The organism is Pseudomonas serbica, assembly GCF_028823535.1.
GTDB lineage: Bacteria > Pseudomonadota > Gammaproteobacteria > Pseudomonadales > Pseudomonadaceae > Aquipseudomonas > Aquipseudomonas serbica.
In genome coordinates, this window is sequence record NZ_JAQIYM010000090.1 from 633,394 (window position 1) to 654,452 (window position 21,059).

Sequence of the window (21,059 nt, forward strand, 5' to 3'; positions counted from 1 at the left end):
TGGGTGATCGGTAGAGAGCCGCTTGTTTTTGGAATCAATATATATACTCCGTCGGGCAAAAAAAATTTCAAGGGGGGTCTTTTGAAAATAATTGAAAATAATTGTAGGTATGACTCTAGAGGTGTACAATTGTATTAAATGGCCACCAGGAGTTTCTGGTGGTAAATCTCAATACGGAACCCCAGAGGTTGTAATGCTGTTCTCCAGAAATGCCCGCGTCACCTCCACCGCAGATGTTGTGCGTCCAGCTCGTGCTCATTCGGTGGGCCGCATCAGTGTCGGACACAGTCAGGTGCTCAAGGCGAAAGCGGGTCAATTGGGGAAGCGCTCGCTGAAGGTGCTCGCCGCTGTCCTGGTAGAGATCAAGTTTCCGTAAGTCACCTGGGTCGGTGATCCGGCCAGGTCAATGGATAAGCCTCCGGGGATACCGACAGGCATCCATCAACAAATAAAAGGGTAGTCCTGGCACCGATCCAGGTTGCCTGGCAAGTGAGCCCGGAGGGCAGCATGGCAAAGCAGATTGAACGCGATGGTGTGAAGTACGTCGCTGAGCGTGAGCGCTTCTACTGCCCTTGCTGGGATCATTTCAGTCAGAGCCGCTATATGACGTACAAGTGGGGTTGGAAGCTCACCCGTGAAGATGGCGTAGTCATTTTTGAGGGGTATGACCCAAACAAGAAGGACTGCCATGGCATCGCCAGGCCGGATTTCCGCACATTCCTGGATCTGAAAACCACGGTCGAAGACCAGTCATCTGCCATGTGGGAACGCGAGATCAAGTACGCCCAGGGCAAGCACAATCGTAAAGCGGCAGCGGTTTAGGAAGAAAAAAAGTGGACATGGCGTACGTAAACACCCAGTTGATGCGATTGTGCAGCAGCCTGGCCAGAGTTGACCTCATCGTTGAGGACATCAAGGCCAGGACTGAGATGCCTGTCGACGCGACCCCAATGACGAAGATGTTTACCGTCAGGGTGAAGAACGGTGGCTCACGCTATGGTATTACCATGATGGGCCAGGGGCTGATCTCCTTGTTGGACTACAGTGAGGGGGCCCCAAGGGTCATCAGGCGCGTAACGGTGACACAGGCCGTCGACATCCTCCTCGCTCTCACCCAGAATAATCTCTTCGTTCACCTGGAAGAGAAACTGGCGGCATGAAAAGCAATTTGCTTGATGATTTGGCGATCCGGTTGGCTGCCACGTGTCAAACCATGGGTCTGGATGATGCTGACGAAGATCTGCTTTGGCGGTATCTGATGGAGCTTCCCAGCGGGGCACATCTGCCTAGCGAGGTCGCTGAGGCTCTGAACGGCCAATCTGAAGGTACACCGGTGGCCGTCCTTTCCTACTCATGGAAAGCGTCTTTTCCTGAGCGGTTTTATAAGCCCAGGCGAAAAGGGCTGGCCAAGCTGGGAATGGGACTGAAGGCCGGTGGGGTTTGCGAATTCAACAACCGACCTCTATACGTCCGTTCTCTGGCTGAGTATGAAGAGAACATAAGGGCTGAGATTGCCAGTACGTGCTTCCAAAAATGGTTCGAAGACATCACCACCTGCATCCGAGAGGACGGTCGGAACTGGGAACCCCCTGCGGAATCCGACGTACAGATCGTGCTCAAGGTCAAAAAGCTCGACCTCTCGGCGAAGCTCGACATGTTGACGGAAAGTCAATTGATGTGAATCGTTGCCACCGGTCGGTCTGCTCATGGACAATGGTTCCAGAACGAGCAAAACAACGCTCGAGCATCTAAGCTGAAGGGAAGTCCGGATACGCTGGATTCCCTTATTTTTCTGGAGAAACACCATGCTGAGTTGGGATGAACCAACGACTCCTGAGGCCGGTGAGGCCCCACAATCCACCTCCGTGGACATGATCGCGTTGGCAAAAGCCAGCCTGGGCAGCCTGGACATCGAGGCAGGCAAGCGGGAACTGGCTGAAGGTTACAAGGGCCGCGTGGAGGTGAGTCAAAAGCAGATCATCAACGCTCGGGCCGACGTCAATCAGCTGGTGCCGTTCAAGTACGATTGGGCCTGGCAGAAATACCTCGACGGTTGCTCGAACCACTGGATGCCGCAAGAAGTAAACATGAGTGCTGATATCTCGATGTGGAAGTCGTCCGACGGCCTCACCGAAGATGAACGTCGGATCGTGATGCGCAGCCTGGGTTACTTCTCCACCGCTGACTCCCTGGTGGCCAACAACCTGGTTCTGGGTGTATATCGCCTGATCACCAACCCGGAATGCCGTCAGTACATCCTGCGCCAGGCTTTCGAGGAAGCCATCCACACCCATGCTTATCAGTACTGCGTTGAGTCCCTGGCCATCGATGAAGGCGTCGTCTTCAACATGTACCATGAGGTCGATTCAGTCGCTCAGAAAGCGGCCTGGACACTGCGGTACATGCAGGACATCACCGACCCGACATTCAACACCGGTTCCAAAGACGCGGATCGCCGGCTGCTCAAGAACCTGGTGGCCTACTACTGCGTGACGGAGGGTATCTTCTTCTACTGTGGCTTCACGCAGATCTTGTCGATGGGCCGCCGCAACAAAATGACCGGCGTCTCCGAGCAGTTCCAGTACATCCTGCGCGATGAATCGATGCACCTGAACTTCGGCATCGACGTGATCAACACGATCAAGTTCGAAAACCCACACGTGTGGGACGAAGAGATGAAGCTCGAGTGCACCCGCATGATTCTTGAGGGCACGATGCTCGAGATCGAGTACGCCCGCGACAGTATGCCGCGTGGTGTCCTGGGCATGAACGCCGAGATGATGGAGGAGTACCTCAAGTTCATCGCGAACCGTCGTTTGCTGCAGATCGGCCTGAAAGAGCAATACCCAGGGGTGACCAACCCATTCCCGTGGATGAGCGAAATCATGGACTTGAAGAAAGAGAAAAACTTCTTCGAGACCCGCGTGATTGAATATCAAACCGGTGGGGCCCTGACTTGGGACTAAACCAGACCAGATGATTCATGAACCCGAGGCTTGCCTCGGGTTTTTTGTGGACAGCGGTAAGGGGGTACGCCGGCGACCGTTTCAAGCTGGCCAGGCGCTAAACCGGTTGGTCGACATTCATTTGGAATTCGATCCCGGCTTGCAAGGCCTTGTCAGATCAGCCCACTGCAGATGGGTGAGTTCCAGATGGCTGCGAGGGCGGGGCAGTCGGCTGGGGTGAACTTTCTTCAGTTTTGTTGTCATATATTGACAACATGTCCAAAACCGTAAAAAATCCAATAAAAAAGAGCTACCCGAGGGTGGCTCTTTTTGTTGTTCGGAATTGGTTGTGTTCCATGCTTTGTTTTGCATGATAATCAATATTTTAATATCGTCAACTGAGGCTTAAAGATTCAATTCTTTACCCAGGCGATTCAAAATACCGTCAGCAACAAGAGTGCCAGGAATAACGTCGCACAGCGACATCGTTCCTTCACTGTTGAGTTGGTACAGCAGGGACAGGTTTTTATCGGTGGACTGGGCCGGAATAACCCGCAAGGTGACCAGCGAGTGATCGCCGGTGCTTAGCTTGATGTTCTTGACTGAAACCAGGTCTACCTTGCTTCCAGGCCTGGACAGCACGTCCTGGAAGGCTACGACCAGGCGGGATCCAACGGTCTTCGCCACATCTGTTCGCATCTCATCAAAACCGTTTTCCGGAAGGTTGATGAGCTCACGGTAACCACAGCGGTCATCGAGTTGTTTCGGCAAGTTATCCGAGAGGATTTGCTTCCAGGCAATCCCTTTGCCACGCAATTCAACCAATTCAGAGATCAAATCACGTGCAGCGGTTTTGGCATGTTGCTCAACAGCCTTCGAAAAGTCGTCACAAAATGCTGCAGAGCTCATAAAAATAAGGGCTGAAGCGACAATTAATTTCTTCATTAATAGCTCAATTTACTTGACAAACAGGGGCTCCAATTTAGAATCAATAATAGGAAATTTCAAGATTTAAAGGACTGCACCATGGATCGACGATTTTTAGCATTGGCGATGGCTTCAACGATGGCCATAAGCGGATGCGCGGGCAATTCCGGGTACAACGAAGCCACCCGGATGGAAACTGCCAGGGTTCTTGACGTCCAGCAGGTGGCCAGCAATGGCAGCTGGATGCCAGGTGCTGCCATTGGCGGTGTCGCCGGCGTGTTGACTGGCGGTGGCCATTCGACGGAATCGAAGCTCTACCGTGGGGCAGGAGGCGCTCTTATCGGCGCCGCGATTAACAAGGTGCTGACAACCGGAAACCTGCACACCAGTCTGGTGCTCGAGAGCTCCAGGGGGCAGATGATCCAGGTTGATCACGATGCTAATGACTTACGGCCTGGTGACTGCGTAGTCATCAACACCCGAAGCAATGGCAATGTCAGCATTCAGCGAACGAGCCAAACTCAGTGCTCGTTCTGACAAAAGGATTAGGATCATGAGCTCTACAATACGCTGCGAAATCCCCATCCAGGAGGGGATTCCAACACCTGACATCGCTGTCTTCAACTCGGCAGGCATCATGCTGATTGCGGAAGATTTGATGACCGACGACCTGCCGCTCGAATTCTACGTGGATTTCGAAGGTAACCAGTTCAACGTCCACAAAGTCGGCGACGATTTCGTGGTACACGATGACGACAAGGACGCCTTTACGGCGCTGGTGTTCGGATGAACGGTAGACAAACAGGCCAAACCAGGCCCTCGGTGAACAACGCGGTACTCGTAGACCTGCTCTGCACCTTGGGCTGGGGTAGTGCCGTGCCGGGTTACGAGGATCGTACGGATGCCTTTACCTACAAAGGTTCGACGGCGACCGTGGAGATGGACAAAAACAACGGCGCAATCCGTCTTTTTTGCCGTGGTCAGGAAATATCGGTCTACGACAGTCAGCACCCTGAAGCCTGCAAAAACCCAGACTTTGTTGACGATCTCGTCATGGAAGTAAAAGGCGAAATGCGCAAAGCGCTGGTTGTCCAGATCGAATCGGAACGTCAGTTCATGCTTGCTCGACGGGCCAAAAGAAACGTTTAAGGCTGCACCCATGGAGGGCTTTGCAATGCATCAACAATCCGCGACGCCGGTGGAAGCCCGGCGCTCAACCCTCTTCAATCTGATGGGAGAGGTCTCCTGTCTCAGCGCCCAGGCTGCCCTGTGCGTGGTCGGACAATTCCCGGAGTACCGGGCGGCCAAAGACGATCCTGCTCATGCTTTTTGGGATCAAACTGCAACCGCCATGATTGGCGCCCTGGAGCAGCAAGAGGCTCAACTGGTGTCACAGGTCGTCTTCAACTGAGCGAAGATTGTACAAAATTAAATTTTTTGTACAGGTTTATTGATAATAATTGTCAATTAGCGCTCGGCCCTATCTCGAGCTTGGCGAGCTTTCACTTCTTCAGCACTTGGCTGGTCGGTTTTTCGGCTTCCAAGGCCTGAGGTCGCGTGACTGATGTGCATCCCACGTGCACTCCCTGCCTGAGCCATCAAAACCCCCGTTTCACCCAATGAATCCGGTAGTGGCACTCTGCTTTAAAGTGTCAATTAAGGCCTCAACTTTAACCCCGTCAGCCAAGAAACCCTTGATATTGAGCCAGGCGAAGAAGCCGCCTGGAGGAAATCCGATGTTCTCTCTTCGCTCTGAAGGCTGCCTTCATCTATTTTCTTCGGATCACAGATATTTGACGTCAAATATTTCGTGTCGCCGTGACGCGAGGAAGATGTTTGTAACCAACCCGACACTTTTTCGGCCACCCGCAGGATGACTGCCTGAACGGTTTGGTAGAGCGGATGTGGGTGGTAACCAGGGATGAATGGTCATTGGATCCATGGCGAGGATAGGATCACGAAGATCCTGGCCGTGGCGGGCCCCGCAGGGCTGTTTGGCGAGGCTGTTGTACAGGATCGGATCAGCGCCGGCGAACACCATCGTCTCGCTGACAGCTGGCCACCAAGGCCTGCAGTGAAATCTGGTGCGAAAACCAAGCGCAAAACGAAAAAGCCCAGAAGGGGTGGCCTTCCGGGCTAAATTCTTCAATACAGCAGCAGGACGTGAGTTACTCGCCGCTAACCATGCTGGTCAATGGTTCACCCTGTGGCATACGACGTGCTGGGAAGACCAGGTGAACGACCTTGTCACCCAGGCATACGGTTCTGACCGGCGCGTTGGAGGCTTTTTCGGCCTCGAGCATGGCTTTACTGTTGCTGAGCATGGTCGCGATGTCGTTCATACGCGAGTTTATGGTGGTGTTTTCCTGATTCAGCTTCACGGTGTTGATCATTTTTTCGGCTAGCACCGTAAAGATATCATCACCTTCCTGGGCGGCTGCCTTGAGGCCTGCTGCCAGGAGCTGTACCGCTTCATCAATGTGCCCTCTGGCCACCAGATCGTTGCAGCTGATCGGGTCTTCTTCATCCAGGGGCTTGATAACGCTGTCGATCAGCTTCACGTTGCCGGCAACGTGCAGGGCAGCTGCTTCGCGGGTGGTTGCTCCAGCTTCGAGGATCGACAGCGAGTCGAACGTGTAAATCAGGCTGTTGGCCAGCTGCTCGCGGGTCTGCACCGTGTGATACAGGTCTCCATCACGCTGAAGCGAGACATAACGCGGGCCGATTACGCTGTTCAAAGCGGCGGAGCGGGCTACCAAGAGATCGCTTGCACCATTGATGGCTTCTGCTGATTCATCCAGCTTGGAGAGGGCCTCATTGATCGGAGCTAGGGTCTTCTTGACCTGTTTCATGATTTCTTGCTGGGCCATCTTTCCATTTCATCCTGAGTGGTTTCAGCACGTCTCTTGCTAAAATCTATTTTTATTTTCAATGACGCCATTAAAATGCCGCTACAAAATATACCGAAGCCGTTACACAGGGTCAACAAAATTTCTGAAGGGTCGGAACTCAAAATGACCAGACTTGTCAAAGCTCGTTTTTGCCAGAAAGTGAAAACACTGTCACAATTTTAAAAGAAGTAGGTGACTTTGGTGTAGCGCAGCATTTATAACTATAAATTGACAACAAATACAGAGGGTTTTGTCAGCATGTCCAAAGATTTCGATATTTCTCAGGTTACCAAGGGCAACGGCTGGTACATCGACGTCAAGGGTAAGGACGACGGCAAGTACACCGTCCAACTCACCGAGATGGTTGAAGGCGTTCGCCAGATCAGTCGCTTCGGCTTCCTGGACGTAGTGACGGGCGGTTCGACCCCTTTCATGACCATCCGCGCTCCGTTGCGCCAGGTAGATGCTGAAGGCAACTTCCTGACCCGACCACGTGAGAAAGACGGCCAGTACCTCGACGCCAAAGGCAAGCCGGTTGAAAGCGTTGACCAGGCGGCACTGGAATACGTCTACCAGACGTTCAAAGATGAGCCGGGCAAACTGGTCTACGGCCAGGTCGCCACGCTCAACGTGAAGAACGACAAGAAAGACGGCGACAAGGTAGTGCCAACGGCCTACACCCTGGTCAGCACCAAGATCTACTCCGACGCCCAGGCGAAAGAGTGCGAGGTGATCTACTTCAAGATGGGCAAGGTGGGTAAGGACTCGCCTGAGTACAACGCTCTGAACACCGATCTGAAGACCAAGCGCAAAGAACTGGGTGAGTGGCACAACTTCTTCATCCAGAAGGGCCATGCGGCCCTGCGCGACCTCGGCTTCGAGATCCGCGAGAAAGAAAAAACCACCGAAAACACCCCAGGCTAAGGCCCAGGGTAAAAAAGGGCCTTCGGGCCCTTATTTTTTTTGGAAAAAACATTAGATATGTATTGACGCGTCGGTATAGCCTACCTATACTGTGAATGTGAGCTGATGACAACGAATCAGCAGCTTAATCCCAACGCGAAATGAGGATTCAAACATGTACTTAGCAACCATCAAAGTCGTCGGCAACCTGGCCAAAGACGCAACCATCACCAAGACCGATAAAGGTGACAAGGTTTCGCTGGTTGTCATCGACAACACCGGCATGAACCCAGAAACCTACCCGGTAGCTCTGTACGTGAAGTCCGGCGAGTTCGACAATCGTTGCCAGCACTTCACCAAGGGCAAGAGCGTTACCGTCTCCGGTGACATCGTGAAGCTGAAGCCAAACTTCTACAACGGTGTGATGATCGAAGGCATCATGGTTTCGTGCCGTGGCAACCGTTCGGTGTTCCTGAACAGCACCGGCCAGACCGCTCCAGCGGCCAATCAGGCACCGGCAAACAGCCAGTCTCAGGCGACTAATCAGGCACCGGCGACTAACCAGTCCCAGGGCACTCAGCAGGCCACTGGCGGTGCTCAACACGACGACCGTGTTCAGCAAGCAGCTGATCAGCTGAACAACGCACCGGCTCCTGATTTCGACAGCTTTGATGACGATATCCCGTTCTAGAGCTGAGAATGGTTCTCATTTGAGAGCCATACAAGATAACCTAAAGCCCTGATAATCAGGGCTTTTTGTTGTCTTGAGCATAGAATATTGATGTCATGTGCGAAAATCTGCTTCGTTGGAAATGACAGATAATGTCGTTTCATTATGGCGAGGTAGCCACTCCCAGGGAGCGGATAAGACGATTGGCTCAGGTCTTTACTGATCCGCGTTTTACCGGGAGCCAGGTGAGTGAAAAAGTCGAAAAAAAGTGTCAATTATTGGTATTTGTTGTTGATATCTCGGTATAGCCTGTCTATACTGTAATTGTGAGTCGGGAAGAGACCTGACCACCTCCCAACGCGAACGAGGATACAATCATGGCTTTTGGCACTCTGATGGGCAACATCGCTGCAGACGCAACCTCCAACAAGGTAAGCGACAAACAAGATGCGGTGAACTTCACCATCGTCATCAACAAGCAGCGCAAGAACCCCGAAACCGGCAATTACGAAGACCTCGATGCCGATTTCCACAACTGCGTACGCTACGTCGAGGCCGGCAAAGGTGCCGAGATCGCGGCCAAGATGGAAAAAGGTCGTCACTACATCGTGGAAGGTACCTACCAGACCAGCAAGGATCGTGACGGCAACCACAAAGAACACGGTGCCATCAAATTCCGCAACAAGCCATTCGTTGTGGAAAACATGAAGCCAACTGGCAAAGCAAAGGATAAAGCGGCATAATCCGCACCTCTGCAGGCGATACACCGAAAAGGGAGCCCTAGGGCTCCCTTTTTGCATTCCAGGAGTTTTACATGAATCTGAAACAAGCCCGCCCTTTGGCCCAGGAATGGCTGAACAGCGATGTCGCGAAACGTACGAGTATTGCCCAATCCCTCAAAGGGGCCCACGCTCAGCAGGTGTTCTTGCAATGCCTGGCAGAACTGGTGGCAACGAAACAGGGTTGAGAGTTGGCCATTGCGTGGGGGGAGGATCGAAACTCCTGCGCAGCAGGCTGCCGTGTCACTGAAGATGCCTTACTTAGAGATCGAGTTAGCTTAAATGGACTATATTGACAATCTGAGCGTAAATGAAGCCACGGTCACCGGCGTGATGGTCGGTGAATCGAAAACCTTCCCACATCGTACCAACCTGCGCACCCTGCAGGTGTCGGCTGGATCCTTTGGCAAGACCTTCTATGACGACAAGCGCGAATCGCACCGTGAGCGCTTGATGATCGAATTGCACGACAACGCTGCCGAGAAGGCTGAGTATTACCGTCCAGGCGACATCCTCCACCTCAGGGGCCAACTTGCGGTGCGCGGGTGGAAGGATGGCAACGGCACACCACAGCACCGTGTGGTGATCGTGGTCGAGGATCACCGCAAGGTGAACAAGATTGGCGAGAGCCACCAGACCCAGGCGGCCCAGGCACCAGGGGAAGAAGGTGGTAGTCAAGTCGGTTAACCTGGCATTGAATAGCGACCAGGCCTTTTGCATTCAAAAGGCCTTTTTTTATATGTATTGTCAGCGTGTTTAGACTATACTCGAAATATTGAAAGCCACTGGATGTGCCGCCATGTTGATCCCCCCGTCGAGCGCGACGTTCAAGGTCATCGGCTCTGCTGATGAGTACCAGGATTCGCTCCAGGTGCGTTGTAGCCCGGTAGGGTATCTCGATGACGCGGTGGTTATGCACGTGCGTAGCGACCGGGCGTATCCGACGGCCAGACCTTCGGTAACATTCGATCATCAATCGCATCGCGATCCTTCTGTCGACGATATCCCGGCAGCCTCGGCGTTTGTTGAGGCCTATGCCTACCTGGTGGATCTCGCTCAATGGGTCGTCAGCCGGTGTGCAACAGGTGCCAGAATCAGCAGCCTCGAGCACAGCATTGAGGCTTCTCTGCGATTTCATAAGGAGGTGGCTTAAATGAGCAAAGAATTAACGGACTCGTACACCTGCACTCGCTGCCAGGCGGTTCACACCCTACCGATGTACGTGTATGCCAAGTGGGACGAAAAGCTGTTCCACACCTGCAACTGCGGTGCCAAGCATTCCCTGTTGCGTGGGGTGGCCAAGCCTGTTGCGGACATGGAAGCGAGTAAGAAATGCTGAGGGCCCTACGGTACGAAATTATCCGGGACTGGCCGGTAAGCGGGCTTGTGGGTAAACCCCTGGCTGAAAAGCCGCTTAAGGTGGCCACCATCATTGATGAAGAGGCCTTTATTGCCTCAGGCTGCCAGCTTATTCATAACCAGACGGTGTTTCTGGAGGATCATTTCAGCGACTGGCAATGGAAGTCTGGCCAAATGTATTACTACAGCCGGGTGTGCTCCGTAGGGGATGTCCTGCTGGTTTACGAGCTGGAAAATAAGACCTGAGGCGCGGTATAACCGACACATCCAAAGGCAGCAATAAAGCCTGGACGCCTCGTATTAAATTCGTATGCTACGTCAATTGATTAACACTGTTTTGGAACGAAATAATGCTTGAATTGATTCCTGTAAAGTCCGATACCCTGGCCGGCGCCTTGGTATCCAACATGACATTCGAAGGCCAGGGTGACGCACGCATCCTCCATACCCTGATCAAGAAGAACGGGGAAGAGGGCACGATCACGCTGAGCCTTCCGAACACCATTCAACGTGGCGATCTGCGTAAGATTGCTGACGAACTGAGCCTGTATGCGCAGGCTCTGGAAAAACAACCGTCATAAGCCCTGGGAGACCGACATGCCAAAGCCAATGAAAGATGTACCCGTGCTGCTCGTACCGGGTGAGGTGAGCGCCTCGCATTTCGACCGTTTGGTGAAAAAACACACCGACATCCGAAGCAAGTACACGATCCCGGCGATGCGTGAACACCTGGTGAATGGAGTTTCACAGGCTGAGGCGTGCCGGATGCACGGTGCAAGCCCGTCCTCGGTGTCGGTGTCCCTTGATATCTTGAATACAGCGGCAGGGGAGATCCTGGAGCTGATGCAGGATCCGTTCTACCAGCAAGCCCTGGCTGGTCAAGCCGGCGAGCAGGCATCGGCATGACGGGTAGGGCATTCAGTCCAGGCATTACCAAAGCCCGTGTCGAAATGGTCTTTCGTGAAGCCACACCCGGTAAATGGTGCTGGTGCAGCTGCTCGACAGGGCTCGCTTCTAAGGAACGATTCGATTCCTTCGCCCAGGCGGCTGATGATGCGTTTGCCGTATTGGGTCAGGGCATCGATCTGTCCACTGATGAACAGGGCAGGGTTCAACGGGCTGGGCTAAGGTTTGATAGTTCGACAGACCCACGCACCGGCGTAGTCGATGTGGGTTGGTACAGCCTCACATTTAAGCGAGGCGCAGAGTTTCGAAGCAGCAGTAAGCGGGAAGCACTGAAAGATGCAGTGCATGCCCTGGGTATTGTTTCTGCATGATGGCAATTTAATTGATTTAGTGGTTGCTAGGTCTCCTGAGGGTACTTATACTGCAAGGGTACCTCACCACGGAGCCAAGAAAGTCTCGGTTCGCCAGGGGGTTAGGACACTGTGACGCTAGAATAGGCCAATGTCCGATTTCGTTTCGACGAAGCCCTGGTAATGCCTCTGTAACGCTGGGTACGCTGCCAGGGGAGGTTTTGATTAAGGTGGTTGTTATCGACCACTGCAGTTTTGTCCTAAATAGCGTTGGGACAGATCATTGGGGCTGGTTATTGGCCCGACCATGACTATGTAGTCATCAGGAGCCCTCTATAGGGCTCTTTTTTTTGATCACAAAAAGACCGCCAGAATAAATAGCCTTTTAATGCCAAAAAGAATTGACACTAAATCAATTCTTAAATATATTCCTTTCCACCAAAGGGGCACTAAAGTCACCCTGAACCAACGCACTGTCGAGGACGACAAAATGAGCAACAAGATTAACGAATACAGATCGACCGAAGCAGCGATTCTTGAGCTGCAAAAGAAATTGGCTGACCTTAAGCCGCATGTTGAGCCGGAACTCGAACTGCAGAAAGAACTGCAGGCTTTCGTTGCTTCTAAAGGCCTCTCTCTGCGCAAGGGTGCTTTGCTGATCTACCCTGATTTCGACACCAACATCACTGCCGTTGCCGGCACTCAAACGAAAACCCGCCGCGCTCGCGAAATCAAGGTTTACCAGAACCCGCACACTGGTGAACTTGTTGAAACCAAGGGTGGCAATCAAAAAACACTGAAAGAGTGGAAAGCCAAGCACGGCTCTGACACTGTTGAAAGCTGGCTGCGTAAGTAAGCTAGGTTTAAAAAAGGCCCCTTGAAGGGGCCTTTTTTGTTTCTTGTGGGTTCAAAATGTTGTTTGCCTGAGCTGGTTACTGGCAGTCTGGCTGGGTTATAAAAGGCTATGGTAGGCTGAAATTGAGCACTGTCCGCATTGATCGATGAGGAATTAAGCATGGATGTAACTAACCAGGTGCAGGGCTGCTGTGAACACCTCCTGAGGGCTGAGAGCTTCATAAAGACGCTGCTGCAGCAGCACTTCGCCAAGGCCGCCGATCAATGCGCTGTAATCATTCAGCAAGGCTGCACCGAGCTTCCATTGCGACATGCCACTGCAAGACTCCTAGGTAAGCTGCAGGGGATGCGGGGTCTGACTGAGCAGTACAAGCGGCAGGTGCTGGCCGACACCGATGGCCTGCGTGGCATCCAGGCACTCAGAGCCTGCCTAGAGTACTGGCTGGCTGATCTGGATGAGTGGATCGAATGCCATGCCGTGGGCTCCGCCCAGGCAAGCACAACCGGCTTCACCGCTCATCTCGGTAAAGACCAGGCGGAGGAAACTTACCTCCTAGATTCGAACCTGGTGCGTGTCTACACCGAAATGCGCAGTGCCTCAGCAGCCTGGCTAGCTACTCAAGCGATCTGAGCGGGTACCCGTAGAAACAACAAAAGGCCTCGATTGAGGCCTTTTGTTTATTCGGGGATCCTGAGATTTAGTGCAGCACCACATCAGGCTCGCCGGCCTCACGCTGGGCTTGTATCAGATCTTGTTGAAGACTCTTGGTGTGCCGTCCACCAATGAAACCCTGGCTCGACAGGGCTTCACTGATTGTCAGGGATCGGGCCTGAACGTATTCCAATACGCCGCTGAGGCTTGTGATCTGCCCGGATTCAATGGCCCGCTCGATGTCACAGGCTTCACTCATGCGCCCATACATCTCGTCGACCTGGTCATTTTTGATCTTCATGCAGCCAACCTTACTGGCCGGCCAGGCGCGACTCGAGGAACTCGAGCAGGGAAGAGTCATAAGTAAACCCGTGCTTCACGCATAGTGCCCGGATTTTGTGCATGTGCTGTTCAACCTGCTCCAGGTGAGCAAGCCGCTCTTCAGCCGTGGGTGGGGGGTTGAGATCGAGTTCGGGGTGTATCTGCGGTTGATTCATCCTTGTCACCTTTGAGCGTAACGGCGGGGAGAAGACTTTATTTGAGCACAAAGCCCGGAGCAAGCCGTTTAAGCATTGACCAGGCGATGAGGGAGTTTAACGCTCGATGACCTTGATTTCACCAGAGTCAAGGTGCTGGGTATTCAATCGCTCTTTCGTGGGATTGCTGATTTCAGCTTCAATGATGTCAGCGGCACGAACTAACTCGGCGGCCATCATTCGAAGTTCAGCCAGGGAAGCTTTCGTCGGTAGTTTAAGACTGACAGTCACTTCATCGGCGGGTTCGGCGGCCATGAATGTGTGCTGCAGGATCGTTTTATGTTTTTTGCCGAGTGTCACCTCGCAATACAAGCTACCAGCAACATTGACAGTAGTGTCGCCGTACATAAATTTGTCGATCATAAATTCACTCCCTTTGTGAAGTGTTTTTTCGATATGTGGCTGGTTAGTTTTTCTTGACGATTTTAAAGCCGCCAGTGTTGCTTTTGCGGCACTCGGCACACATGTTCAACACCACACCATTATATTCGTTCCGGCTGCTGCCGCCCGTCACCTGGCTCCGCAATTGAACGGTTTTTACGTCCTTATTATTGCAGAACTGTTTGACGCCGTGCTTGTCGCAATCCGGCTTTTTCTCGGCATTACTCATGGGTCAGTTCCTCCTGACAAGCAGCTGGCTTAAATAAAGTTTCATCAAAGGCGTCAGCAGGGACATTGACTCCCCACCATTCAAGTGCTTTTTCCCTGAACAAGTTCCACTCCTCGGCACCAGGCTGGCCGTGAGTGCACAGCCGGCACTCAGGAGCGCCGTTCATTTGTTCGGACACCGTGTTGTGCAGGTCGATGCCCTGGCGGCCAAATCGACCCACGGTCGAGCCGTCAGAGGCATGAATCCAGACCGCTGTACGGCTGTCAGAGAGCTGGAGCTCATAAAAGAACTCGGGCTTGGTCGTCTTCTGGGCCATGGCTCAGTACCCGCTCGGGCTGAGCAGATTGCCCAGTTTCAACCATACCCAACCCAAGAGGTCTTCATGATCAACTTGGAGACTCACCGGTTCATCGCAGCTGTCGCGGAACGCAACGGCCCAGCAGTCGAGGTCAGCATTGCGCGAGTAAGTCACCGATGAGGGTGGCTCCATCCCGTCGAGATGCACTCGGTTAGCTCTGAGGAAGGCAACTAGCAAAGCGCCAAAGGAGTCGACAGGTTGATTGTGTTCGGCCTGGTTCATACGGTGCTCCGGTGGTTATTGATCAGCGCTGGTCTGAGGGGCTTTGGTCGGAGCCTTATCAGTTCGCAATGCTCGAAAGAGCACGACGATTGAGGCGATCACGCCAATTGCGGTGAAGATCCGTGTAACCGAATGAGTGGTGTTGAACACGCCGAAAAGGTTAATGAGCAGAACGACAAACCAGATGCGGGCGGATGAGCGATTCTTTCTCTCGACGTTTTTCACTTCATTCTCGCCATTTTTTGCGGTGTTCATGGGCATCTCCTTTGCTCAGACTGCTTGATTGAGTTGTTCATCAGCCGCCATGCCTGCAGCCGTGTAGCCGGCCATGTACTCGCTCCCGTGCACCCCATCCGGAGCTGAGGCTGGCTTGCCCTGACGAGCATCCATCCAGCCATCGCTATAGAAGGTGCTATTGGTGTTGATCGGGTTCACTACCGGCTGAAAGTCTTTGGCCAGGATCTTCGACGACCGGAACACCGTTTCGGGCTGGGCAGTGGCCACCGCGATCTCGGTCGGGTCTTCACTGACTTCCCAGTAATCGCACATGATCCGGATGGAGACGCCTAGGAGTTCCGAGGCGCGCTTTTGGGTGGTGGCTGCCACGATGGTGGGCCGTTGAATGCCCATCACCTTGACCAGTCCTGAAAACACTTTGAGCGCCATGCTGAGTCCTACCTGTCTGTCTGTGGAAGCGGGTTGCTGTATGTTGGTAGTTTACTCGTAACTTTTGTATTACGCCAGAGATTAATTGGCAGCAAGAAAAACGACCCACCAGGCACTTGGGGGTCGTTTATTGACATAAACGTGAGGTGCTATGACGCAGGGGTCGCGGCAAGCATCGCGTCAAGTGAATCGATTGCTGCCTGAACACCGTGGATCTTGTCGATAAGATCCCTGCCATCGCCATTCAGAGCATCAGACAGCGGCCTGGCCGCCTCGAGGAGTTCGCTTAAGGCACCAGGGAACGCGTTCATGAGGCTGAGCATCACCAACTGGGCTTCGGAGGGGTTCAACGGTACTGACTCTGTGTGCCGGCCACGACGAATGCACAGGCGCTTCTGGCGCGAGCTGACCATGGATTTTTCCACTGAAACAGAAAAATCAGCGATCATTACGTTTTCCAGATGCTCTTCGTGAGATATTTCCATGGCGTGAATCCATCTATGGTGGGTGTTGGTTTGAAGGTGGGTTTGAGCGATCAGCGTGGAAACTGCGTCCACATCCATCCAAGCAGCTCATCTGGATCAATGTTGTAGACCATCGACTCATAGCCGCCCAGGTCAAGCTTCACCTCCCAGCTGCCTGTTTCATCACGGCTGATTTGCTCAACAGTGATACCGTCATCGAGCACGCCCAGAGCCTTGAGGTACTTGCATACCAGGTCTTTGAAACCTTCTTGTGGAGACATAGGAACTCCTGGTTTAGTGGTGACCGCCTGCGGTATTCACGCAGGTTGGGCTCTGCTGGATCTGCTTGTTGGAGGTTTGCGTGCAAAACGACTCCATCTCGGCTGACTTGTCATGAGCGTTCGCAACGCGCATGGCGACGGTGTGCAGGCAGGCCAGCGCTACAACAGCGCCGAGGAGGTGGCGAATCTTGATCATGAAGCGGATCCTACTGAAATCGGTGGTTGCGTGGGTTAGGTTAGCTTTCGCGGCGCGGTAGCCGGGCAGTAGGAGGCGAGCTTGTCCAGGCCGCCTTCGAACGTGATGTCGTAGTCAAGGCCAAAGCAGATCTTGACGTAGTGCTGAACGCTCTCGGTCGCGCCGTCGATGATTAGGCGGCCTTTGCCCAGGAACACGCCGAAAAGCTCGCGTTGCTCTTTCGCCAGGAGGCGACCACGCCAGGTACCGCACACAGAGCCGGTCTTCTCCAGAAGGAAGAACGCCAGGTTCGTTGCGATTTCGAATTTGGTCATGGTGGCACCTCATGGCAAGGGCGAGAGCCTGGGTGGGTCACCGAGGCTGCTTGTTCGTTAGGGGTATGTTATTACTATACTCTAAACATTACAAGCAAAATGCCACTTTTCCAGACGAAAAGCCTGTAGCAGCAGGGCTATTCACCTGCTGCTCAACAGCCGGCTGAGTTATTTACTGAGAATTGTCTCAGCAAGCGCTGTGGCTGAATCGCTTCTGCTCATGGAGACCTGAACGGCATCCCATTCCTGCCCGTTGACGTCTGGGTTGGCAGCCTGTAGAGCTGCAACAGCTGCACGCAGGGCCAGGAGCTGGCTCGCCGTCTTGATCAGGAGCTTGAGGTTCTCCTCGCTCTCCTCGTTGTGCCGACCTGCGGCCTCTTCCAGCGCCGATGAGATCGGGCCAACAGCTTCGGAGTCGCCATGCTCTGCTGTCCAGCATTGGCCGGAAGCGATGGATGCGGTAATCGCCTGGACGGCTTCCAACTCGGCAGTCATGTCACCAGCTGGTGACAAAGGGCCTTGCCATTCAAATTCCGCGCTATCCATTTCAACGACATACAGCCAGCCGTCCTCAAAATCGCGGGCAGACGGGGAGCCATTGAGGTTGACCATCAGTCCATCGGGGGTCTCAGCCACTTCCACGGCAAAGGCCTGGGTTTCACCCAAAGGACGGGCAAAATATGCGCCTGCAACATCAGGGAGGTTGGTTGTCCAGAAATCGGCAAGAATTGTCATGACATATCCAAATAAATGGCGGGTGAGGGGCCTCACCGCTTGATAGCATATTACCACTATAGTCATAACACTTCCATGAAATGTTAACTATTTTGGTTATGTCTATTGCCCCCAAATGCAGGCCAGGCATGGCTCTCAGCCACGTTCGGGTGTCGGCATCCCAGCGCCTGTGTGGTCGAATTTCACCTCGGCAAAAGCCAGGGCGAAGCTCACCAGGCCGATGACCAGCAGCAAGGTCGCCAACGTGCTGAGCAGGGGTGCTGGGTGAATCATGTAATAGCCGATCAGAGCGCCGGCAAGGGCGAGCAGCAAACCGATAGCGGCCATGACCCAGAGAACCACTTTCTTGAGGATTTTCATGCTTTTAGCTCCTTTTGAAGAAATTCAATTATAGGCTCAGAGCTGGCTTTTTACCATCAATTGACACTAAAAACTAACATTTAGCCACCTGGTAGAGCCGCCTGGCAGGGGATATGGAGAGGATCGACATTTCCTGGCGAAGCCAGGGCTGAGGCCTTGAACACACCACCAAAACGGGAACCAAGTGGCATCCGAGCGGGAGCTGGCTAAAGGCGGTGGCCGCAGCGACGCGAAAGCGGCCCAGACCGCCCAGACCGCCGCGCAGAAAAGGGCGGTGTCCTAAGCGACCTTCGCCTCGGGGTGAGTACGGTTCCACTCGGTATACGCTTCTGCCGTGGTCTCGCGGCAGATCTTCTCTTTGCAGATGTTGCACATGGCAATCCCCATGCCTGCACCGACGTCACGGTGCCCCAGATGGCAAGGGTTCATGATCCAGTCATCATCAGCGTCGCTATCGACTTCAGGGGCAGTCTCTGCAATAGACTGGCCGTCGACGAAGTCCTGGAGCGACTTGTTGCTTCGCTCATGAGCCAGGGCGGCATCGATGTTGCGCTGCAGCGGGTCATTGGCCATGAAATCGAAACGGCTGGCCTTTGCTGTCCTGAGCAGTGACAGCAGGTGATCGCGATCAGCAAGAAGGGCAGCATGATTGGCCAGGGCCTCTTCATACGCCATGGCGGAGAGCGTTACCGACGAGCCAAGGTCTTGATTCGGGATGCCGTGGTCAACCTTGCCGGCCTTGCATGGGTTCATGTCGATCTTCCTGTCGTGCTTTTGGTGGGGGAGGGTTGCTCTCAAACACAAGCGCTGTATTGCCAGTATACTAGCAATAGTATTGAATGCCTAGCGTATGACATGCTTTGTTTTGGGCAAAGCTGAGGCCAGGCTGCGCCTGGAATAGGCGACATCTCTCTGACCTCGGCCCGCTTTTGGCTTTCCCTGGGGATCAGACGTCTCGAATGACATACCCGACGCGGGTGAGATGGCGGGCCACGTTCGAGACAGTGTCGCTGTCCCACTCATTACCATCGAGCGTCTTGTGTATCCGCCTGATGAGCTGCTGGCTCTTGACCGGGGTCAAGTAGGGCTTGCCGTCGCGCTCCGGGGTGACAGCGAGGTCGCCGGCCTTGAGCCCATTGAGGACACTGGCCAGCTCCGGGCTGTGGGTTTGCGTCTGGGCGACGTAGCGCAGGCCGTTGGGGTAATCATGCTGCTTGCGGCTGACAAACAGCTGCGCGGCCTCTTCGGAGATCTGCGTGCACACATAATCCCACTGCTCGGTACGCCCGATGATCGTGTGATTATCGTGGCGACTCAGCGCGGTGTACTGCTCGTCTTCGCTCAATTTGAGAAAGCCATTCAGGGTTCTTTCGTCCAAGTAGGCTTGTTCCTCCTCAGTGCAGGATAGCCAGTAGTCCTGAACGGTATGGAACGCTTGGCCATTGAACAAGATGGCTCGGTTGTCAGTAAACGCGAGGTCAAGGCCGTAGTGGTGACGCAATGCCTGGACGATGAACAGGCTGATGACACCGGCTGAGTAGGATTCCGTCCCGAACGTTTTGGTCAGGCGGAGGCTGAGGTCATCAAGTCCCTTGTCGGTCAGCGGTGCGCCGAGTGCCAGGCATTCTTTCTTGAGCTTGGTGGTATTTGGCATGGTTCAGTCCTGCTCGCCGTGGGTTGGCTTGTAGCCGCTGTGCTTATCGGTGTCGTAGTCAAGAATGAACGGATCTTCGTCGAGTTCGCCGATCAGGTAGCGAAGACGGTCAGCTTCATACCGTATACGCTCTGGGTACTCGGATCGCTCATAGGTGATGCCATCAGAGAAGTGCTCGTCCTTGCGGTGAAGCATTATCGTAAAGTTCGACTTGCCATTCGATTCAGGCATTGCGCCGCTCCAAACAGCCAGCTCAACAGGAGGCTTGGGGTCGGTGAACAGTGCGCGGACTGTCCAGCCCTTGCTGATCGCTTCTTCGACGTCATCCTCCGGCAGCGGCCACCAATTTCCACCGTCCATTTGCGACATGCGTTGCCAGGCATCAGGCTTGCGTTTGACCACGGGGGCATCGAGAACGGCTTGCAGCTCCTGGGCTCGATTCTTGGGGCCGGGCCCTGAGCCGCGTTCAAGTTCCCGGATAATCGCTTCGGCCAGTTCCTCGCTGATCTGTATTTTGCGGCCCATTACAGTGTCTCCGGCTGCGACGCGGTGGAAGTTTCGCACAGGCCGACATTGCACTCTGGCAGGCCGTCAAGATAGTGATCCATGTCTTCTAACGACATATTGGCGCAGATGGCGCCCATGCGTTCCACTTCCTGCCAGCCCTCTTTGACGTTGGAAGCCATCCAGTTTTGGAGCTTTCTGTAGCGATCCGCGTTGATCTTAAGATCGGCGGTCACCAAATTGTGATCCTCGACGGTCATGAGCAGGCCACTATTCGCGCCTGGCCCAGGCATGTCGCCATGCCACGTCTCGGGTTCGACCTGCCCACTGCCGACATTGGGGCGGGCGTCGGATTTTGGGAGCAGGGCAGTCAGCCGTTCGATTTCCTGCAAAAGGTCACGCGTGCATTTGGGATCAACCTTGCACCCCATATCGGTTTGCGCACGGATATGGGCAACACGCTCGGGAGTGATGGCTTTGGTGTTGCTCATGACTGAAGTTCTCCGGCTGTGGTGGCAATGGCAGTTGTGAGCGCGTTATGGAGGTCACTCGCGATAGCCTGGCTCTGAGTCAGCAATTTCGCGACATTGGCTTGCTGGGCCCGCTCAGGAGCGCACAGGGCTATCATCCTGGCCTCTCGGGCGATTCGCTTGTTCATTCGCTTGAGGCTTTGCGAAAAGTAACTACGGCTTACGCCGTGCTGGCTGTACGAGGTTTTCGCGCAAAGACCTTGAACAAAATGGGCGCGTAGGGCTTTGATCGCCCCTTCGCTGGTAATGTCAGCATCCTCGATCAGCATGCTGAACACTTCTTCAGTCAGCGTGCCGGGAGCCGGGTTGTTGAGGTCATTGACCATGGGGATTCAGGCTCGGGCGGAGGAGGGAAGCCCCGCTGCCGGTTTTCACTGGCAGCGGGATCGTCG

43 protein-coding genes are annotated in these 21,059 nt (G+C 53.9%); 21 read left to right on the forward strand and 22 right to left on the reverse strand.

What is annotated here, in order from left to right; all coding sequences use genetic code 11:
* The first annotated feature begins 193 nt into the window (after nucleotides 1–193).
* The 5 genes from NQL71_RS33560 (at nucleotide 194) to NQL71_RS33580 (ending at nucleotide 2,966) form a co-directional block, all read left to right on the forward strand.
* Nucleotides 194–376 carry a hypothetical protein gene (locus NQL71_RS33560; protein WP_274643907.1) on the forward strand — a complete coding sequence of 61 codons (183 nt, stop codon included), beginning with the start codon at nucleotides 194–196 and terminating at the stop codon, nucleotides 374–376.
* 131 nt (nucleotides 377–507) lie between these two features.
* Complete coding sequence (locus NQL71_RS33565) at nucleotides 508–822, forward strand: hypothetical protein (protein WP_274643908.1); 315 nt, start codon at nucleotides 508–510, stop codon at nucleotides 820–822.
* Between the two features lie 11 nt (nucleotides 823–833).
* Nucleotides 834–1,160: a hypothetical protein gene (locus NQL71_RS33570; protein WP_274643909.1), complete on the forward strand. Its 327-nt coding sequence runs from the start codon at nucleotides 834–836 to the stop codon at nucleotides 1,158–1,160.
* Nucleotides 1,157–1,681, forward strand: coding sequence for a hypothetical protein (locus NQL71_RS33575; RefSeq protein WP_274643910.1), 525 nt, complete (start codon nucleotides 1,157–1,159; stop codon nucleotides 1,679–1,681). Before NQL71_RS33570 ends, NQL71_RS33575 begins: the two co-directional genes overlap by 4 nt.
* 124 nt (nucleotides 1,682–1,805) lie before the next feature.
* On the forward strand, nucleotides 1,806–2,966 hold the full coding sequence (locus NQL71_RS33580; RefSeq protein ID WP_343228897.1) for a ribonucleotide-diphosphate reductase subunit beta: 1,161 nt from the start codon (nucleotides 1,806–1,808) through the stop codon (nucleotides 2,964–2,966).
* A 384-nt stretch (nucleotides 2,967–3,350) separates the two neighbouring features.
* Here the strand turns inward: NQL71_RS33580 and NQL71_RS33585 are convergent, their stop codons facing one another.
* Nucleotides 3,351–3,890, reverse strand: coding sequence for a hypothetical protein (locus NQL71_RS33585; RefSeq protein ID WP_274643911.1), 540 nt, complete (start codon nucleotides 3,888–3,890; stop codon nucleotides 3,351–3,353).
* 81 nt (nucleotides 3,891–3,971) lie between these two features.
* On the opposite strand from NQL71_RS33585, the gene NQL71_RS33590 reads away from it, so the two are divergent.
* Genes NQL71_RS33590 through NQL71_RS33605 form a run of 4 tightly spaced genes read left to right on the forward strand, consistent with a single transcriptional unit; the run spans nucleotide 3,972 to nucleotide 5,283 of the window.
* Nucleotides 3,972–4,409, forward strand: coding sequence for a hypothetical protein (locus tag NQL71_RS33590; RefSeq protein WP_274643912.1), 438 nt, complete (start codon nucleotides 3,972–3,974; stop codon nucleotides 4,407–4,409).
* Between the two features lie 16 nt (nucleotides 4,410–4,425).
* Entirely contained in the window at nucleotides 4,426–4,662 is a 237-nt protein-coding gene (locus tag NQL71_RS33595) for a hypothetical protein (RefSeq protein ID WP_274643913.1), read from the forward strand.
* A 32-nt stretch (nucleotides 4,663–4,694) separates the two neighbouring features.
* Nucleotides 4,695–5,021, forward strand: a complete 327-nt coding sequence (locus NQL71_RS33600; protein WP_274643914.1) for a hypothetical protein — start codon at nucleotides 4,695–4,697, stop codon at nucleotides 5,019–5,021.
* A gap of 25 nt (nucleotides 5,022–5,046) precedes the next feature.
* Nucleotides 5,047–5,283 carry a hypothetical protein gene (locus NQL71_RS33605; RefSeq protein WP_274643915.1) on the forward strand — a complete coding sequence of 79 codons (237 nt, stop codon included), beginning with the start codon at nucleotides 5,047–5,049 and terminating at the stop codon, nucleotides 5,281–5,283.
* A 757-nt stretch (nucleotides 5,284–6,040) separates the two neighbouring features.
* On the opposite strand, the gene NQL71_RS33610 is transcribed toward NQL71_RS33605, so the two are convergent.
* Nucleotides 6,041–6,742 (reverse strand): hypothetical protein, encoded by a 702-nt coding sequence (locus NQL71_RS33610; protein WP_274643916.1) that lies wholly within the window; start codon nucleotides 6,740–6,742, stop codon nucleotides 6,041–6,043.
* A gap of 279 nt (nucleotides 6,743–7,021) precedes the next feature.
* Here NQL71_RS33610 and NQL71_RS33615 point away from each other — a divergent pair, with 279 nt between their 5' ends.
* From NQL71_RS33615 to NQL71_RS33665, 11 genes are all read left to right on the forward strand, one after another.
* Nucleotides 7,022–7,687, forward strand: coding sequence for a hypothetical protein (locus NQL71_RS33615; protein ID WP_274643917.1), 666 nt, complete (start codon nucleotides 7,022–7,024; stop codon nucleotides 7,685–7,687).
* A 154-nt stretch (nucleotides 7,688–7,841) separates the two neighbouring features.
* Nucleotides 7,842–8,357, forward strand: a complete 516-nt coding sequence (locus NQL71_RS33620; protein WP_274643918.1) for a hypothetical protein — start codon at nucleotides 7,842–7,844, stop codon at nucleotides 8,355–8,357.
* Nucleotides 8,358–8,713: 356 nt separating this feature from the next.
* Nucleotides 8,714–9,079 carry a single-stranded DNA-binding protein gene (locus NQL71_RS33625; protein WP_274643919.1) on the forward strand — a complete coding sequence of 122 codons (366 nt, stop codon included), beginning with the start codon at nucleotides 8,714–8,716 and terminating at the stop codon, nucleotides 9,077–9,079.
* 71 nt (nucleotides 9,080–9,150) lie between these two features.
* Complete coding sequence (locus NQL71_RS33630) at nucleotides 9,151–9,303, forward strand: hypothetical protein (RefSeq protein WP_274643920.1); 153 nt, start codon at nucleotides 9,151–9,153, stop codon at nucleotides 9,301–9,303.
* A gap of 94 nt (nucleotides 9,304–9,397) precedes the next feature.
* The gene (locus NQL71_RS33635) at nucleotides 9,398–9,802 is read left to right on the forward strand and encodes a single stranded DNA-binding domain-containing protein (RefSeq protein WP_274643921.1); all 405 of its coding nucleotides are present in this window, start codon (nucleotides 9,398–9,400) and stop codon (nucleotides 9,800–9,802) included.
* Between the two features lie 112 nt (nucleotides 9,803–9,914).
* Nucleotides 9,915–10,268, forward strand: a complete 354-nt coding sequence (locus NQL71_RS33640) for a hypothetical protein (protein ID WP_274643922.1) — start codon at nucleotides 9,915–9,917, stop codon at nucleotides 10,266–10,268.
* The gene (locus NQL71_RS33645) at nucleotides 10,269–10,454 is read left to right on the forward strand and encodes a hypothetical protein (RefSeq protein WP_274643923.1); all 186 of its coding nucleotides are present in this window, start codon (nucleotides 10,269–10,271) and stop codon (nucleotides 10,452–10,454) included.
* Between the two features lie 47 nt (nucleotides 10,455–10,501).
* The gene (locus NQL71_RS33650) at nucleotides 10,502–10,720 is read left to right on the forward strand and encodes a hypothetical protein (protein WP_274643924.1); all 219 of its coding nucleotides are present in this window, start codon (nucleotides 10,502–10,504) and stop codon (nucleotides 10,718–10,720) included.
* A gap of 104 nt (nucleotides 10,721–10,824) precedes the next feature.
* Nucleotides 10,825–11,055, forward strand: coding sequence for a hypothetical protein (locus tag NQL71_RS33655; RefSeq protein ID WP_274643925.1), 231 nt, complete (start codon nucleotides 10,825–10,827; stop codon nucleotides 11,053–11,055).
* A 16-nt stretch (nucleotides 11,056–11,071) separates the two neighbouring features.
* Nucleotides 11,072–11,380 (forward strand): PapB/FocB family fimbrial expression transcriptional regulator, encoded by a 309-nt coding sequence (locus tag NQL71_RS33660; RefSeq protein ID WP_274643926.1) that lies wholly within the window; start codon nucleotides 11,072–11,074, stop codon nucleotides 11,378–11,380.
* An 840-nt stretch (nucleotides 11,381–12,220) separates the two neighbouring features.
* Entirely contained in the window at nucleotides 12,221–12,586 is a 366-nt protein-coding gene (locus tag NQL71_RS33665) for a histone-like nucleoid-structuring protein, MvaT/MvaU family (protein ID WP_274643927.1), read from the forward strand.
* 153 nt (nucleotides 12,587–12,739) lie between these two features.
* Here NQL71_RS33665 and NQL71_RS33670 read toward each other — a convergent pair whose 3' ends face one another.
* A complete protein-coding gene (locus NQL71_RS33670; protein WP_274643928.1) occupies nucleotides 12,740–12,898 on the reverse strand; it encodes a hypothetical protein in 159 nt (52 codons plus the stop codon).
* A gap of 33 nt (nucleotides 12,899–12,931) precedes the next feature.
* On the opposite strand from NQL71_RS33670, the gene NQL71_RS33675 reads away from it, so the two are divergent.
* On the forward strand, nucleotides 12,932–13,216 hold the full coding sequence (locus tag NQL71_RS33675) for a hypothetical protein (RefSeq protein WP_274643929.1): 285 nt from the start codon (nucleotides 12,932–12,934) through the stop codon (nucleotides 13,214–13,216).
* A 67-nt stretch (nucleotides 13,217–13,283) separates the two neighbouring features.
* Here NQL71_RS33675 and NQL71_RS33680 read toward each other — a convergent pair whose 3' ends face one another.
* From NQL71_RS33680 to NQL71_RS33770, 19 genes are all read right to left on the reverse strand, one after another.
* On the reverse strand, nucleotides 13,284–13,538 hold the full coding sequence (locus tag NQL71_RS33680) for a hypothetical protein (protein WP_274643930.1): 255 nt from the start codon (nucleotides 13,536–13,538) through the stop codon (nucleotides 13,284–13,286).
* A gap of 10 nt (nucleotides 13,539–13,548) precedes the next feature.
* On the reverse strand, nucleotides 13,549–13,734 hold the full coding sequence (locus NQL71_RS33685; protein ID WP_274643931.1) for a hypothetical protein: 186 nt from the start codon (nucleotides 13,732–13,734) through the stop codon (nucleotides 13,549–13,551).
* Between the two features lie 96 nt (nucleotides 13,735–13,830).
* The gene (locus NQL71_RS33690; RefSeq protein WP_274643932.1) at nucleotides 13,831–14,136 is read right to left on the reverse strand and encodes a hypothetical protein; all 306 of its coding nucleotides are present in this window, start codon (nucleotides 14,134–14,136) and stop codon (nucleotides 13,831–13,833) included.
* A 43-nt stretch (nucleotides 14,137–14,179) separates the two neighbouring features.
* Complete coding sequence (locus NQL71_RS33695; protein ID WP_274643933.1) at nucleotides 14,180–14,383, reverse strand: hypothetical protein; 204 nt, start codon at nucleotides 14,381–14,383, stop codon at nucleotides 14,180–14,182.
* Nucleotides 14,376–14,699, reverse strand: a complete 324-nt coding sequence (locus NQL71_RS33700; RefSeq protein WP_274643934.1) for a hypothetical protein — start codon at nucleotides 14,697–14,699, stop codon at nucleotides 14,376–14,378. Before NQL71_RS33700 ends, NQL71_RS33695 begins: the two co-directional genes overlap by 8 nt.
* A gap of 3 nt (nucleotides 14,700–14,702) precedes the next feature.
* A complete protein-coding gene (locus tag NQL71_RS33705; protein ID WP_274643935.1) occupies nucleotides 14,703–14,963 on the reverse strand; it encodes a hypothetical protein in 261 nt (86 codons plus the stop codon).
* A 15-nt stretch (nucleotides 14,964–14,978) separates the two neighbouring features.
* On the reverse strand, nucleotides 14,979–15,218 hold the full coding sequence (locus NQL71_RS33710; RefSeq protein ID WP_274643936.1) for a hypothetical protein: 240 nt from the start codon (nucleotides 15,216–15,218) through the stop codon (nucleotides 14,979–14,981).
* A 15-nt stretch (nucleotides 15,219–15,233) separates the two neighbouring features.
* Entirely contained in the window at nucleotides 15,234–15,629 is a 396-nt protein-coding gene (locus NQL71_RS33715; RefSeq protein ID WP_274643937.1) for a hypothetical protein, read from the reverse strand.
* A 149-nt stretch (nucleotides 15,630–15,778) separates the two neighbouring features.
* Nucleotides 15,779–16,192 carry a hypothetical protein gene (locus NQL71_RS33720; protein ID WP_274643938.1) on the reverse strand — a complete coding sequence of 138 codons (414 nt, stop codon included), beginning with the start codon at nucleotides 16,190–16,192 and terminating at the stop codon, nucleotides 15,779–15,781.
* Entirely contained in the window at nucleotides 16,165–16,374 is a 210-nt protein-coding gene (locus NQL71_RS33725) for a hypothetical protein (RefSeq protein WP_274643939.1), read from the reverse strand. Before NQL71_RS33725 ends, NQL71_RS33720 begins: the two co-directional genes overlap by 28 nt.
* Before the next feature lie 13 nt (nucleotides 16,375–16,387).
* Nucleotides 16,388–16,570 (reverse strand): hypothetical protein, encoded by a 183-nt coding sequence (locus tag NQL71_RS33730; protein WP_274643940.1) that lies wholly within the window; start codon nucleotides 16,568–16,570, stop codon nucleotides 16,388–16,390.
* Nucleotides 16,571–16,605: 35 nt separating this feature from the next.
* On the reverse strand, nucleotides 16,606–16,884 hold the full coding sequence (locus NQL71_RS33735; protein WP_274643941.1) for a hypothetical protein: 279 nt from the start codon (nucleotides 16,882–16,884) through the stop codon (nucleotides 16,606–16,608).
* Between the two features lie 168 nt (nucleotides 16,885–17,052).
* Nucleotides 17,053–17,619 carry a hypothetical protein gene (locus tag NQL71_RS33740; RefSeq protein WP_274643942.1) on the reverse strand — a complete coding sequence of 189 codons (567 nt, stop codon included), beginning with the start codon at nucleotides 17,617–17,619 and terminating at the stop codon, nucleotides 17,053–17,055.
* A 135-nt stretch (nucleotides 17,620–17,754) separates the two neighbouring features.
* The gene (locus tag NQL71_RS33745; protein ID WP_274643943.1) at nucleotides 17,755–17,979 is read right to left on the reverse strand and encodes a hypothetical protein; all 225 of its coding nucleotides are present in this window, start codon (nucleotides 17,977–17,979) and stop codon (nucleotides 17,755–17,757) included.
* Between the two features lie 279 nt (nucleotides 17,980–18,258).
* Nucleotides 18,259–18,732, reverse strand: a complete 474-nt coding sequence (locus NQL71_RS33750; RefSeq protein ID WP_274643944.1) for a hypothetical protein — start codon at nucleotides 18,730–18,732, stop codon at nucleotides 18,259–18,261.
* A 193-nt stretch (nucleotides 18,733–18,925) separates the two neighbouring features.
* Nucleotides 18,926–19,633, reverse strand: coding sequence for a hypothetical protein (locus tag NQL71_RS33755; protein WP_274643945.1), 708 nt, complete (start codon nucleotides 19,631–19,633; stop codon nucleotides 18,926–18,928).
* A gap of 3 nt (nucleotides 19,634–19,636) precedes the next feature.
* On the reverse strand, nucleotides 19,637–20,158 hold the full coding sequence (locus NQL71_RS33760; protein ID WP_274643946.1) for a hypothetical protein: 522 nt from the start codon (nucleotides 20,156–20,158) through the stop codon (nucleotides 19,637–19,639).
* Nucleotides 20,158–20,628 (reverse strand): hypothetical protein, encoded by a 471-nt coding sequence (locus NQL71_RS33765; protein ID WP_274643947.1) that lies wholly within the window; start codon nucleotides 20,626–20,628, stop codon nucleotides 20,158–20,160. Before NQL71_RS33765 ends, NQL71_RS33760 begins: the two co-directional genes overlap by 1 nt.
* Entirely contained in the window at nucleotides 20,625–20,993 is a 369-nt protein-coding gene (locus NQL71_RS33770; protein WP_274643948.1) for a PapB/FocB family fimbrial expression transcriptional regulator, read from the reverse strand. The genes NQL71_RS33765 and NQL71_RS33770 overlap by 4 nt, the downstream gene beginning before the upstream one ends.
* Nucleotides 20,994–21,059 lie beyond the last annotated feature (66 nt).